The organism is Dysgonomonas sp. 25 (genome assembly GCF_010501075.1).
Lineage (GTDB): Bacteria > Bacteroidota > Bacteroidia > Bacteroidales > Dysgonomonadaceae > Dysgonomonas.
Genome location: NZ_QVMN01000004.1, coordinates 20,497 through 34,320 on the forward strand (window position 1 = coordinate 20,497; position 13,824 = coordinate 34,320).

Annotated in this window: 17 protein-coding genes; 12 read left to right on the top strand and 5 right to left on the bottom strand. The window is 36.4% G+C overall.

Features of this window, described 5'->3' with window-relative positions:
* Window positions 1–7: 7 nt before the first annotated feature.
* From D0T66_RS07720 to D0T66_RS07735, 4 genes are all read left to right on the top strand, one after another.
* Entirely contained in the window at window positions 8–1,417 is a 1,410-nt protein-coding gene (locus D0T66_RS07720; protein WP_163356686.1) for a DUF4960 domain-containing protein, read from the top strand.
* Between the two features lie 10 nt (window positions 1,418–1,427).
* Window positions 1,428–2,939 carry a glycoside hydrolase family 32 protein gene (locus tag D0T66_RS07725; RefSeq protein ID WP_163356687.1) on the top strand — a complete coding sequence of 504 codons (1,512 nt, stop codon included), beginning with the start codon at window positions 1,428–1,430 and terminating at the stop codon, window positions 2,937–2,939.
* Between the two features lie 282 nt (window positions 2,940–3,221).
* A complete protein-coding gene (locus tag D0T66_RS07730; RefSeq protein WP_163356688.1) occupies window positions 3,222–3,731 on the top strand; it encodes an RteC domain-containing protein in 510 nt (169 codons plus the stop codon).
* 969 nt (window positions 3,732–4,700) lie between these two features.
* Window positions 4,701–5,708: a hypothetical protein gene (locus D0T66_RS07735; protein WP_163356689.1), complete on the top strand. Its 1,008-nt coding sequence runs from the start codon at window positions 4,701–4,703 to the stop codon at window positions 5,706–5,708.
* Window positions 5,709–5,950: 242 nt separating this feature from the next.
* Here D0T66_RS07735 and D0T66_RS07740 read toward each other — a convergent pair whose 3' ends face one another.
* Window positions 5,951–6,187, bottom strand: a complete 237-nt coding sequence (locus tag D0T66_RS07740) for a helix-turn-helix domain-containing protein (protein ID WP_163356690.1) — start codon at window positions 6,185–6,187, stop codon at window positions 5,951–5,953.
* Window positions 6,188–6,281: 94 nt separating this feature from the next.
* Here D0T66_RS07740 and D0T66_RS07745 point away from each other — a divergent pair, with 94 nt between their 5' ends.
* The 6 genes from D0T66_RS07745 (at window position 6,282) to D0T66_RS07770 (ending at window position 9,481) form a co-directional block, all read left to right on the top strand.
* On the top strand, window positions 6,282–6,719 hold the full coding sequence (locus D0T66_RS07745) for a hypothetical protein (protein WP_163356691.1): 438 nt from the start codon (window positions 6,282–6,284) through the stop codon (window positions 6,717–6,719).
* A 30-nt stretch (window positions 6,720–6,749) separates the two neighbouring features.
* Window positions 6,750–7,568 carry a DUF6591 domain-containing protein gene (locus D0T66_RS07750; RefSeq protein ID WP_163356692.1) on the top strand — a complete coding sequence of 273 codons (819 nt, stop codon included), beginning with the start codon at window positions 6,750–6,752 and terminating at the stop codon, window positions 7,566–7,568.
* Between the two features lie 91 nt (window positions 7,569–7,659).
* Window positions 7,660–7,998 (top strand): hypothetical protein, encoded by a 339-nt coding sequence (locus D0T66_RS07755; RefSeq protein WP_163356693.1) that lies wholly within the window; start codon window positions 7,660–7,662, stop codon window positions 7,996–7,998.
* 43 nt (window positions 7,999–8,041) lie between these two features.
* Window positions 8,042–8,383, top strand: a complete 342-nt coding sequence (locus D0T66_RS07760; RefSeq protein WP_163356694.1) for a DUF4406 domain-containing protein — start codon at window positions 8,042–8,044, stop codon at window positions 8,381–8,383.
* Between the two features lie 256 nt (window positions 8,384–8,639).
* Window positions 8,640–8,960, top strand: a complete 321-nt coding sequence (locus D0T66_RS07765; protein ID WP_163356695.1) for an HU family DNA-binding protein — start codon at window positions 8,640–8,642, stop codon at window positions 8,958–8,960.
* The gene (locus tag D0T66_RS07770; protein ID WP_163356696.1) at window positions 8,957–9,481 is read left to right on the top strand and encodes an antirestriction protein ArdA; all 525 of its coding nucleotides are present in this window, start codon (window positions 8,957–8,959) and stop codon (window positions 9,479–9,481) included. Before D0T66_RS07765 ends, D0T66_RS07770 begins: the two co-directional genes overlap by 4 nt.
* Before the next feature lie 48 nt (window positions 9,482–9,529).
* Here D0T66_RS07770 and D0T66_RS07775 read toward each other — a convergent pair whose 3' ends face one another.
* From D0T66_RS07775 to D0T66_RS07790, 4 genes are all read right to left on the bottom strand, one after another.
* On the bottom strand, window positions 9,530–9,868 hold the full coding sequence (locus D0T66_RS07775) for a hypothetical protein (RefSeq protein WP_163356697.1): 339 nt from the start codon (window positions 9,866–9,868) through the stop codon (window positions 9,530–9,532).
* A 54-nt stretch (window positions 9,869–9,922) separates the two neighbouring features.
* The gene (locus tag D0T66_RS07780) at window positions 9,923–10,825 is read right to left on the bottom strand and encodes a hypothetical protein (RefSeq protein ID WP_163356698.1); all 903 of its coding nucleotides are present in this window, start codon (window positions 10,823–10,825) and stop codon (window positions 9,923–9,925) included.
* 131 nt (window positions 10,826–10,956) lie between these two features.
* Complete coding sequence (locus D0T66_RS07785; protein WP_163356699.1) at window positions 10,957–12,276, bottom strand: DUF3987 domain-containing protein; 1,320 nt, start codon at window positions 12,274–12,276, stop codon at window positions 10,957–10,959.
* 2 nt (window positions 12,277–12,278) lie between these two features.
* Complete coding sequence (locus D0T66_RS07790) at window positions 12,279–12,551, bottom strand: helix-turn-helix domain-containing protein (protein ID WP_163356700.1); 273 nt, start codon at window positions 12,549–12,551, stop codon at window positions 12,279–12,281.
* Window positions 12,552–12,818: 267 nt separating this feature from the next.
* Here D0T66_RS07790 and D0T66_RS07795 point away from each other — a divergent pair, with 267 nt between their 5' ends.
* The gene (locus tag D0T66_RS07795) at window positions 12,819–13,298 is read left to right on the top strand and encodes an IS1 family transposase (RefSeq protein WP_163356701.1); all 480 of its coding nucleotides are present in this window, start codon (window positions 12,819–12,821) and stop codon (window positions 13,296–13,298) included.
* Window positions 13,295–13,819, top strand: coding sequence for a hypothetical protein (locus tag D0T66_RS07800; protein WP_163356702.1), 525 nt, complete (start codon window positions 13,295–13,297; stop codon window positions 13,817–13,819). The genes D0T66_RS07795 and D0T66_RS07800 overlap by 4 nt, the downstream gene beginning before the upstream one ends.
* Window positions 13,820–13,824 lie beyond the last annotated feature (5 nt).

Genomic DNA, 13,824 nt, shown 5'->3' on the forward strand with positions numbered 1-13,824 from the left:
AAGAATTATGAAACTAAAATATTATGTGTTCAGTTTACTCTCGTTAGCTTTATTGCTGAGTGGGTGTTACGATCGTGACATTGATTCGGATGATGCCAAAGTAGCTCCATTATCCAATTTAGAATATCGAATAGATGATGATACTTTAAGAGTGGAATGGATTTTACCAAATCAGAATGATTTGAGTGTGAAAGTATCGTCAGATGCCGAAACTAAAGTTATATCCAACAATCCTACATCCTATAAATATGGTGTAGTAAAGGTGGGAAAGGAATATAAATTCACATTTAATGTGCTTGATAAAGAAGGAAATATATCTACTGGGCAAACAATTTATTTTACACGCGAAGGAAGCTCATCTATCAATGGCCTAACGGCACGTCAAAAGGATGGCGCCAAGACAGTTGTATTAACATGGGAGCTTCCCGATGAAAAAATAAGTAAAATAGAAGTAAGATATGATGGTACTAAAATAGAGTTGCCGGGAAGTGCTACAACTTATTCTTTGGAAAACGCATCCGAAAAAGTGTACACAATAGGTGTAGTGAGTTTCGATGAAAAAGGTAATTCTTCCGAAACGGTTTATACTACTATCAGAGTAGGAAGTACCAAAATTGCGTTTCTGGGGGATGCCGCGACTTACAATATGTTTCTTGCTACTGCTGACGATGATGAAATAGCAGCAGGAAAATGGTTCTTTGAAACCTATCCAACAGGAACCTATCTATCATTTGAGAATGTGAAAGCAGGAACTGATTTAACTCAATATCGTGTCATTTGGTGGATACGCGATGCTCAATCCCCGAGATCGTTATTGCCTGCAATATCTTTGGAGGAAACTGTAATTAGTGCAATGAAGAAATATTACACTGATGGAGGAAATTTGTTGTTGAACACACATGCAACAAATTACTTGTGGACGATGGGACGCATGAAGTCTAATTTTAATTCAGAAATAGAAATGGGTGGAGGTTTTGACAATGGAGATGTATGGCATGTAAATGTTAGTATCGGAAAAGTTCATGATGAATCAGAACACCCTATATATAAAGGGTTGTCACATATTCTGTTAGATGGTAAAAAATGTATTCCGCTTATAGGTTCTGGATGGAAAGAAAATCATAATAATATATGGAAAGATATCTGTGATTTTTATGGATATGGCAATACTGATGAGAATGGATATATTAAGATATCAGAAGATAATCAAATAAAAATACTGGGTACATGGGACGGTATAAATGACTATTGGATGATGGCTAATTTTGAAGCCTATCCAAATGCAGAGTTTAAAGGGACTTCTATTGCTATTGGTATTGGAGCTTTTGAATGGAATCAAAATAATGGAAGAAATATCTATCAGGATAACATTGAGAAAATTACATATAATGCATTAGAGTATTTGAAAACTAAATAAAATCGATATTATGAAAGATAAAATTACTAATAGTCTCATGTTATCAATAATTGGGGTAATATGCTTTTTCTCATCCTGTTCTGATGATTATTCAAATGACTATTATAAAGACAATAATACCTATAATGACGAACCATATCGTCCATCCATTCATTTTACACCAGAAAAATATTGGATGAACGATCCCAACGGAATGGTTTATTTGGATGGTGAATATCATCTCTTTTATCAATATAATCCATATCGCTCTTTTTGGGGAAATTTGAGTTGGGGACATGCTGTCAGTAAAAATCTTATCAACTGGGAGCATCTGCCAACAGCTCTTTTCCCTGATAAATCAGGGGATATATTCTCCGGTTCTGCGGTTATTGATAAAAATAATACTGCGGGTTTTGGAGAAAATGCGATGATTGCTATTTACACCTCTTCCGGGGCCAGACAAAATCAATCTCTTGCCTATAGTCTTGATAAAGGAAGGACTTTCACAAAATATGAAGCTAATCCTGTACTTACTGACGAAAATATCATAGATTTCCGTGATCCGAAAGTCTTCTGGCATAAAGAGACAAATAAATGGGTTATGTCATTGGCTACTTCACAGACTATAACATTCTATGGTTCAAAGAACTTGAAAGAATGGGAAAAACTGAGTGAATTCGGAGATGGTATTGGTGGGCATGGAGGGGTCTGGGAATGCCCAGACTTGTTCCCATTGACTTATAACGGGCAAACAAAATGGGTGTTGTTAGTAAGCATAAATCCCGGAGCACCGAATGGAGGTTCAGGTACGCAATATTTTATTGGAGACTTTAATGGAACTACATTTAAAGCAGATAATATGTCCTATCCGCTTTGGCTGGATTACGGCAAAGACAACTATGCAGGTGTTACATGGAATAATATTCCAGAAAGTGATGGCAGACGCATATTCATAGGATGGATGAGTAATTGGCAATATGCCGAGGCTGTACCAACAATGACATGGCGAAACGGGGCAACATTACCCCGAACTCTAACATTAAAATCTCATCCGGATGGTTATCCTGTACTAACGTCTGAGGTTGTGAGTGAATTAGATGAAATAAGTGAAGAATGGGTTCCCTTATCAAATTCTGAAGAGGCGTATCATTTAGATGTTGATAATAAAGCATATCAACTAGAGATTAATATGGCCATTCCTGCTTCAAATACTACTATCCTTAAACTTTCAAATGATGCAAAGGAAGAGTTTGTTATAACAATAGATAGAGATGCGACTGAATTCAGGACAGATAGAACGAAATCGGGTAAAGTAAATTTTTCCAGCAATTTTCCAAGTATTAATACAGCTCCACTTTATGTTAATTCTGAAAATATTACATTGACATTAATTGTCGACAATAATTCTATTGAAGCGTTTATAAATGGAGGTATAGTTCAACAAACAAATCTAATATTTCCACAAAAGCTTTATAATGCCATCAATATATCAGGAACAACATCACATTCTTTAAAAATTAAGAAGTTTAATTCTATTTATTAAGCTCAGTTATCAAACAATTAAGACAGAACTACAATAGTTTTGATACTCTATATAAAATGGAGCTCTTTCACTCTTTGATATCTAATTATTGAATATAAGTTCAAGGCAGTTGTAATATTACAACTGCCTATTTACTAATATAAATATTCAAGATTATGAAACAATTAATGAATTCGAGATTATTTCTACTATTAACGAAAGCCTCAAAAGAGAAAGATGTATTAACGGAGTTAACAAAAGCCTATGACGAATTTGCACTAAAGTTATTAGACAAACTACAGATTGAATCAAACATCGCAAAGCTGTATTATCACCTTGGCTTTGTACGTTTGGAACTTGTCGGAATACGAGACGGGTTATCCGATAAGGAGGAAAAAAAATGCCTTAAAATATACAATCAAGGCAATCTCTCTTATTGATATAGAACTGAGGATTTTGCAATGGCAATTACAGAATAATAGCAATAAAGGAAATCAAAAAGAAAAAAAATCAGAACAAGACCTTCATTGGACCGGAACGGCTGCCGATTTGGTAGAATTTGCATATGGTGCTCTGGAAACTAAGAAATTTGAGAATGGGGAAATAGATATTAATCTATTGATTGAAATCCTCTGTCAACTATTCTCTTTTGAAGTAAAAGATTGTTACGATACTTTCCGTGCTATTCGACGAAGAGTCGGAAGCCGTACTCTCTTTCTTGATGAAATGATTGAAAAGTTAAACGAAAGAATGGATAATATGGATAACGGTATTTTTAAGAAAAAGAAGATCCGAAGAAAAATAAATGATTGATACGTTAATATGACTGAACTTTAAACTGCATATTCTTCATTTTCTCTATGAATAGAAAACTGGTAATTTTTGAATTTACAAACGAGAAAATAGGAAATACCATTCATGCTTATAAAGTGTGGATTATTTTTCCTGTTTGTAAAGGTATACCAGTGCCTCTGTTCCGGGAAAAATGACTCCACACTTTTTCCTATTTGCCCATTCTACAAAGAATTCCTTTAATCTGCACTTTAAATCATACTTTATAAAATATCTCACTTCGTATGAGATAGAAATAAGACTTCACAATTGGATATCTCACCCTTATTTTATATATTTGAATCACATAAAAGAATGAGGTCAACTTCAAGCCAAAAGTGGTATTTAAGAGACATTCGAATACATTACTAAACCATTACTATTGAAATAGAGTAATGTTATAAACAGTTGAAATAATAACATTTAGAAAATATAAAGTGGAACCAGGTGGGACCACAAATAAGTATCGAAAACCCTTGTAAGACAAGATCTTGCGAGGGTTTTTCTTTTTTAGTGACCACGTCCGTGCCCTTTTTTGAAATCTCCAAATATTCGCATTATGTGCTGTAATATAGCTTTTTACAGACTAAAATACTCTAATATCCTTTCTTTTCGAATAAGTTAGGCAGTTTGGCTTATGTTGGTAATGAAGCATTAATTTGGGGGCTCTCTCGGAGACCGCAGTGCCCAAAAGAGTGGAATGTAGTTCCCTTTCCTCTTTCCTTCCCCCTCCCTTCAAAACCATGCATGAATATCCTCACACATACAAGCAGGTCACGTTTTCGGGCTCTTTGTTTGTTTACTTTTAAGAGCTTGATTGTTAACAAGGAGTTTCAATAGCTGGTTAAGGTCTATATCGAGATATAACTGCAAGCTGAACTAACTCTGTCCTATCAAGTTAGGTTCTGGTATTCAATCAGGCAACTGATGCTGATAAATATTGAAAAAGACATGAAATCAGCTACTCCTCTTACATTTGATACTGTTCGGTTAGTTACTAAGACAAAATACCTCTCTAACCCCAATAAAGACCTTTTTAAGCATGATGTTGATACTACAACGGGCGAGCTCATTTCTGTTGAATATCAGCCTCACAAACATGCAGACATTACACCCTTTGAGTTGTACATAAGAGCCAATTATCGCTCTAATCGAATGACCATAGAATTTTCATCTAAACTGCTTCTTAATGATTACGCTTTACTAATCTCCTCAGAAACATTTCGAAAATGCCTATCCAATATTGAAAGGCTTGGTATCTGCCTGTTAGAAATTGATGCCATAATAAATGATTGCTATTTCAATAAGATTTACATAACCAAAGATGTTAATTTAGAATTGACTACTGATATTTTAAACAGACTAAATCAATGTACAGGCGATTATCGCAGATATAAGTGGTATCGCTATCAAGATGCGATCCTTTTTACAAGAGATGTCAAAGCGGAAGATTGTAGGGAGTCTATCAGCATTTATAATAAGGAAGTGGAAATCAATCTTTCCCGAAACAAGCCATTCCTTAATAAAATAGGCAATGCAGCGTCCATACTTGATTATTTCCAAGGTAAGACTCGTTTTGAAGTGAAGCTGGAAAATAAGCGCAAAATCCAAAAGGAATTAGGCATTGAGAATACTGATTATTATTCCGTAATGAGTGCCTCTAAAAATATGATCCTTACCCAATTTGATAAAATATTCACTTCCAGCATTCCTCAATCCGATACCATGCAGATAAACAACATAGTTGATTATGGTCTATGGTGCATTATCCGTTATCACAACTTCGATTTGAAGAGCATTGAACAGGAAATTAAAGACATGAAGCTTTATGAAGAGAAAACAAAGGGCGCAATGGGCAAGCAAATGAAAAAAATACGGGCAATGATGCAGGCGTACCTTAATCAGAATCATGATGCGGACACAGTTATTGAGGGGATAAGAAAGATGCTAAAAGATTAAGCTCTCTTGTTAAATCTGACGCCCTGTCATGTCCTTAATTTGACAATTAACCTCTTATATTCAAATTATTTGCCAGCAATCGAAACTGATACCTGACTCATACAAGAGAATGTTTGTTAACTTATTTTCCTTAATAGTGCTGACTGACAGATTATTGACAAAGCGTCATGCCCTTTCCAAATGGAGTAATGCTTGAAAATAATTGGGTATGAGTAAGAAGCAAAACAAATCGCCTCCTGTGGTTAAGGATTCTCGGGAATTGTTGGGGGGAAGAAATCAGCAATGGAACATTCAAACTCCTTTGCTATTTGATAAATCTGATAAACGCTGTACTTGGTTTCATAGTTCGGACTTTCAACCTGACCGATAAATCCGACAGAGCAATGCAAAAACTCGGTCATCCCTCGTTGAGAGAAGCCTTTTTCTTTCCGCATTTCCCGAATCCTATTAATTACGAACTTATCAATATCGGTTTTCATAAAACAACCTGTAAATACATGATAAATTAACAAAAAGGTTTTATATTTGCGCTTAGTTATACTAAGTATCATTTGAGTTAAGGCATCTGAAAACATGAAGAAATTATTATTAATCACATTATTAGCAACTGCTTCATTTTCCGTATGGGGGCAGACATTCGATGTATTGGAAGCAATGCGTTTGCAGGAAAAGGACGGCAGTTATTCCTACTTCGATTTTGACAACTTTATCAAACAAGGGGATGAACTCTTTATGGACATGAGCTATGAGAATGAAGAGAAAGACGATTGGGACGACTATAGCGTGCAAGTAAAAGGAAAATCAATCCTTGTCGTTGGGCTGACATCGGATAAGGCGGAATTGTCAGTTACTCCTATTATCTCCATGCTGATAAAGGATAACAATTTGATCGTGCATCGGATGATTAATGGCGATTATCTGCTGGTAACAACCTACTTGATACAGTATTTAAAAAATAAGAAAGCCTTGATAGGCAAGTATAAAACTCATAAAATAATCAGTACATATTAACCATTTAAACAAATTAAAAACAAAAGTATTATGAAGCTAAAAACATTGTTCGCAATTGCAATTATTGCGATATTGGCATTCTCCTCTTGCTCTGGAAACAAGAAAGATAAAGTAGAAGAACAACCTAAAGAACTGACACCTTATGATACCACTGTAAAAGGATATTTGTCTAAAGTCTTTCAGGTTAAGGAAGGGAGCTACAAATTGGAAATACCTAAAGAAACATTCAGGAAGGTATTTATTCAAGTGAAGATTGTATCCATAGAAAAAGGGGATACTGACGATTATAGTTTCGAAAGCCAACATCGTGGACCACTTTATTTGAGTGTGTGCAATAAAGATGGTCAACCTATTGCAAACTATTCCAATATTCCATGTGAATACCAAATGGGCACCTTATTGAAAGGAATGGCTGAAAATGTTGGCGAGGAGAACTGGATTTTGTTCGAAGAATATAATGATTACGAAATGCCAAAAGATGCAGCAACATTCATTATAACTAGTAAAAAAATCGAAAGACCAAGGGGAACATCATCATCTTCAAATACTGAATCAGACAATGACTTCGAGAAAGAGGAAAAGTCTTCCTCAACTTCAAACAGTAAAGACTGGGATAAAATATTGGATGACTATGAAGCTTATATAGATAAAAGCATAAAACTATATAAGAAGTTAGAAGATAACGATATGAGTGCCGTTGCTGAGTATGCTGATTTGATGGGAAAAGCTGAGGATCTACAAAAAAGTCTTGATGAAGCGGATAGAAATGATGATTTATCTGCCAAACAACTTGGTCGTATGCTAAAGATACAAACTAAGATGATGGAGGCAGCAAAAGATATGAAATAAGTTAATTAAGCCGTCAATACAAAGACCGTTACGGAGATAATCTGTAACGGTTATTTTTTTGCCAAATTTTTAACAATAAACAGAGAATCACATGGAAACGAAGAAATATTTTAAACTAAAAATACTCGATAGCAGTACAGGAGAATCAATTATCATAACACTGGACTACACCTATCTGACAACCATCGGAATACAAAAAGCACTACCTCTCTGCATGAAGATAGTAACCAATGGAGACAGCCAGCTAATCTTCATCGGCGACAAGAACAGCAAGTTGGAACTGGAAACCCTATACAATTTTGCTTCCCTTATCCAGTCCATGCTGTCGGATTCACTCACTTGGGACATCATAGATGAAATTCTGCCAGAAGATAAGCATTTGGAAGACCTCAATGCTTATCTGATATTAAACACAGATAAACAAGGTTAAATGATAGATAATTTAAAGCATTAATCATTAGAATAGATTGAAAATGAGAAAATTAAAGATTACTAAAGGTCGCCCTGCGAATGGTCAATTGGTTTACATCTCGGGACAGATAACAGGATTGGAGTTGAAAGAAGCTAAAGCCAATTTCGATAAAGCGGAAGCCTTGTTGGTGGAGAAAGGTTTCACGCCACTGAACCCGATGAAAATTAACCCTCCTATGTCAGCAAAGAATTGGAAAGAATACATGCGAGACGACATTGTTCAGTTGTTTAAGTGTGATGCCATCTACTTGCTGGATAACTGGCAAGATTCTAAGGGAGCCAGAATTGAGCGCTTCATCGCCCAGGAACTGGGGCTGATGACATTAACCGAAAATGATCTGTAACTCAAATACAGCATAGGCAGGTTATCATCACGACTACCTGCCTGCCTACATGAAAAACTTAAAAGTATTCGAAAATGATAGAATCAAAATCGTCCTCTTATAGTATTTATCAAGCACACACAATCTGACGATGCGTCATAGTCTGACAACAAGGCTATGACGCTTCAATGTAAAGATATGACGATCTGTCTAATTGAAATTCAACGGAATAACTCTTGAAAATAGTTACTGAATATTAACTAAATATCAATTGATTATGAATAAGAAAGAGCTAGTAGATGCAGTATCTGAAATGACAGGGTTCAGCAAAATAGACATTAAGAAAACACTGGAAGCCATTACTGAAGCCATCAGTGCCGAAATGCAGAAAAATGAAAAGGTAATCATTTTAGGTTTTGGTACATTCTCCGTGAAAGACAAAGCTGCCCGTATGAGCATCCATCCGCAGACTATGCAAGCCTTGGAGCTGCCAGCTAAGAAAGTAGTTCGCTTCAAGCCGAGCCAATATCTAAACAATCTCTTAGTCCAAAAGAAGAAGCGAGGTCGTCCAAGAATAGAGAAAGGAGCAGAACAATGATAGATATACAGGAAGCTCAAATTTATGTGGGTACTTATGCCAAATACAACGATGGTTCCCTCTTTGGCAAGTGGATACAGTTGTCTGACTACTCGGACTTGGAAGAGTTTATCGAAGCCTGTAAGGTGTTGCACAAGGACGAAGAAGACCCCGAGTTAATGTTTCAAGATTGGGAGGAAATACCCGAGGGGCTGATTAGCGAATGTTGGTTGAGCGAGAACTTTTTCGATCTTCGGGATGCGATGGAGAGTCTCAAAGATGACAATCAAGAGGCGTTTATGGTTTGGTGTTCTCACGGCAGTTATGATATTTCAAGGGAAGATACGCATGTTTTACTTTCTAAATTCTGGGACAAATATCACGGGAAATATGACAGTGAAGAGGACTTTGTCTATCGATATGTGGTCGATTGTTATGACTTACCTGAGTTCGCTCAGACTTATTTCGATTATGAAAAATTTGCCAATGAGCTTTTCTCTACTGATTATTGGTTTGAGGATGGATTTGTGTTTAGGAGGTAATAGAGATAAGTTGTGACAGCCTTTTAATGGCTGCCACAACCCAATCTGTTAAGAGTAATAGTCATCGACCTCTTCCTCTGTGAAAAAGTCATAGCACCTGTTGGGTAGAGCCCATTCATCACGGATAGCCATAAGCAAGCCTTCGTCCTGAGAAACGATATATCTCCTCAAGTTAAGACCAATGTCAATCGCTTCATCTTTAGGAAAACCATTTCTTTTTCCAGCTATATTACGAATATATGGTTGAATCGACTTCGGAGGTTGCGTTATCTGCCCTTTTGAGCCCAAGCAATAGTAGTTTTGGTATTTTCGGGAATCATCAGCTCCATCTGATAATTTCTTTCCTTTACGAGACTCGTAGAAATGGTCATATAAATTTAGTATCATGATTATATTAATTTTTTGGCAGGAACTAAGTCCTGCCAGGTTATTACTTTATTTTTATTTCAGTTTACCTTCGCTCTCTACCATATCGGTAAGCCAGCTAAGAGCCAAATTGTGGCGATCCAGCACCTTCTCATACGCCTCCTTATACGGAACACCTCGTTTAATTTCAGCTATCACGTAATCGCTCAGGTCGTCGCCTTTTTGTTTACCCTCATATTCGACTGTTTCCATGAAGCGACTGGTTTTAACATTGACACCTTGTGCCCTGATAGCAAGCTCAATCTCTTTTGCTTTTTCGTACAATCCAGCACCTGGACATAGAATCATCTCTTTCAAAATTTGGAAATGCTTCAATATTTCGGGATTCAGGAGGTCATTGCCTGTTATGTTACTATCTCCTGTTGCCAGCCAAACTGGACTGTTGAAGTCTTTGTACGCACATATGTTGAGAATTATTGCAGGAACAACATCTTTAACAATGGCAAAAGGTCTAGTGTAACCAGCGTGGGAGAAGCACTGTTCTTTCCCAAACAGACACGGCTTCGGTTCATATATGATTTGGTGCTGTGGGTTGTGAAGAATCTGCTTTTCGGTCATGGACACCTTGTTGCCCTTAGGCGCAGAATAATAAATGGCGTTTGGTTTGAGGGTATCGGTCATTTCAGCACGAGCATCGCCATCCCTAAGTACTTTACCAGTTTCGGGGTCTATACACACTTCCATAACCCGTGAAGGATTTCTGTAATCTGTAAATTTGAATAATGCACCGAACTTTCCATCGCAACGGAAGCGATAGGTAGCCATCACATCCAGCCATTGCAACACGCTTTGGACAAGGTCAGCAGGAAAATACTTGCATAGAAAGCTAAATAAAGCGATTGATTCATCCATTTTGTAAAATGGAGACATGTACTTTCCGAAATAATTATTCGGAACAAAATCTTTTTTTATAACCATGTTATTATGATTTTTATGTTAATAATTTTTCGGCTCTTGTGGCTCTTGACGGCACTGGGTTAAAGTTTTCCAGCCCCCGTAACACGAGGTCTGCAATTCTTCCAGTGCCGAAGTGCTCAAGTGCCAGTGATTTAATCGTTTATTTCTTCGAAACGTTTAGTGTAATTACCTTTACTCGTACGAATGAAGTACTCCTTTATTCGTACAAACTTTTTCAGTTGATCTCTAGTAAATCCTGCTTTGTCCTGAACAAGGTCGTACATATCACTTATACAAAAGCTACTGGGAAGAGTCGCAAACACTGTACGTTGTTGTTCTGTCATTTTTAGTATGAGGTTTTTTCCATATACAAAATCATGAACAAGCAGTATTTGAGTTTCAAAATATTCTATTTGAGCAATAGAATTGTTAACTGAAATCAAGTCGACAGCATCCAAGTCTGCTTCTTCTGCAATAAATCGCATAGCTTGATTTAGAAGAGAGAATTTAAGCAAGTAAATTGGTAGTTTGGTCATCGAATCTTGATAGCTCTGTCCTCGGTCTTCTCGTTCGATCTTCTTAGCAAATTCTGATTGCCAAGCAATTACAGCAGATTTGGCTTCATTGGTAAATTCTATGATATGGCTTATAGGGTTCCCATCTTCATCTAACTCTAAATTCGTATCGAGCAACTGGTTTATCATCTGTTCATATTGTTGCCTCATTTGTGAATCATGTTCAATATTCGTCCAAAGAGGTATTGGCAGGTCTTTAGGAAAAGCTGGAAGAAAGCGTGCTGTGCCTCCATTTTTTGCTTTATCTTTTGAATACATCTCAGTCAACATAGCTGGCTGGGTTGTTCCTATAATAGTCAGACAAGGAGTAGGGCAATACAAAGGTTCGGAGCTTACTCTTGTTTTATAGATTGGGATATTGCTGAATATTTCGTTAAGTTGTTCGGACAAAGATGCGCCATTATAACGGCTGGCATTTTTGAACATAGCCATCAGTTCATCGATTATTGCGGCAAGTCCATTGGGATTGTTACACAGCTCTTTAATTAAAGACTCTGGCGTAAAGTCTTTTATAATAAGTCCTTTAAAAACAGGCTCTTTTAAGCGTTCTTTGCCTTTTTTGCCAGCATTCTCGATTAAGAATGAGTCGTAGTCTGCCCGATGCTGCTTTAAAGCCATCTGATGCCGTTTGAGTATAGGAGAAAACATCCATGAGATCGGGTGGCTCTTCGCAGTGCCTGGGTCGGAAATAAAATAGCAATAAATGTTTCCGAAGACCTCAAAGCCCTGCTTGAATCGTAACTTTAGAGTTGTTCCCATTGCCGTTGCCACAGCAGCAATCAATGCTATAGCCGAGTATGGTATAGGATAAGAAAAGGATGAATTAAGAGACAAAATGATCTCTTGAAATACTTTTGAGAGTGTTTCCAATGGAAACTGATGTTTTTGATTTTCCATAATTATTTGTTTAATTTGATTAGTACATCGTTTAATTCACTGGCTTTAAAAAAGCTCCTAGCACCGATTTTGTAACATTTCATGCTACCATCAGCGACTCTACGTGTAAGGCTTGACATAGATATTTTCAGAATCTTGCATACCTGATCTCTGGTTAAATACTCTTCGGTTTTGGCTTTTTGCTTCTCTGCCAACTTTGCATCCTCGAATGCGTTTACTACTGCTGCGTTGATTAGCTCTCGCAATTCATCAGCGCTGGTTAAAATTATTTCCATTTTATACGATTTAGTTACTCCCTTTCTTCGTGAAAAGGATCTACCTATATAATTAGGATCGCTCTTGTGAGGTCGCACAAGTGTAGTTTGTACAATATAATAATCAAATTATCAGTTGACTACATGATTTTATAAATCACTATAATTCATGCTAATCACGGTGATTTTCGTATGATTTTATCAATTCGTATGATTATAATATCTTTTCTATTAAAATATGACATATCTTTACTTCCGATATAAAAACATACAGCAACATTAAAGAATATGGAACAAACAAGTACCTCAAAAGAGGTTAAATGCCCTAAGTGCAAGTCTGATACAGTAAAGAATGGGAAAGACTCTGGGAAACAGCGTTATAGATGTAAAAAGCAGAAGTGTAGGTGCAATTTCAGAAGATCTATACCTCCCACATCCACAAATCATGAAGTAGAAAGAAAATGTATGATGATGTATTTGGCTGGAGTGTCCGTGCTAGATATTCATGCAACTTTTCCTAAAATAGACCAACAGACCATAAGAAGGTGGATAAAAAAATATGGCTCATCGTTAGAGCCGATAGTAAACAAGAACAGATATGGATTCCAACAAATGAAAGCGACATATTTATCTGAGGAAAATATTGAAACAGAAATTAGAACTGGGCTTGTTTTTGTTGAAAAGTTCGAAAGAGTCATTATATCTCCTCTTGATAAAACGCCAATCTTTTTTTATAAAAGGAGAAAAGAAGCAAAGCATAGAAAATGAAAAAAACAACAGATATAAAAAAATGCCCTCTTTGCAACAGTACTACCAAAAAATTTGTAAAGAATGGTTATATGGTATTGAAATCACTGCCTGTTGAAATTCAGGAGATACCAAAGCTAAAATGCAAAGACTGTGAAGGTTCGTTTTATGATAAATCGGTAAGAGATGTACGAGAATACAATTATCATACTGCTATAAAGAGAATTGCCCTACATCTATATATTGAGGGGTATTCTATTCAAGAAATCTACAAATATATGAGGAATGAGAGCTTTAAAGTTGTTTTAGAAGATATTACAAAATTCCTTGAACCGTATCAGACTATACTTGCCGAAGTTAGACCCATGAAGAAAAGAGTTCGATACACAAAAGACTCTTCAAAATTTCAGAAAAGAGACGCATACACGTTTTCTCTGTTAATTCAAGAGAGGGATGAGTATATAATATCAGACTTACTTAGAGGCTTTCACGAATACATCAAATGTGTAAAATATGCAACAAAAACGAAGCCTGACTTTTAGTGCTC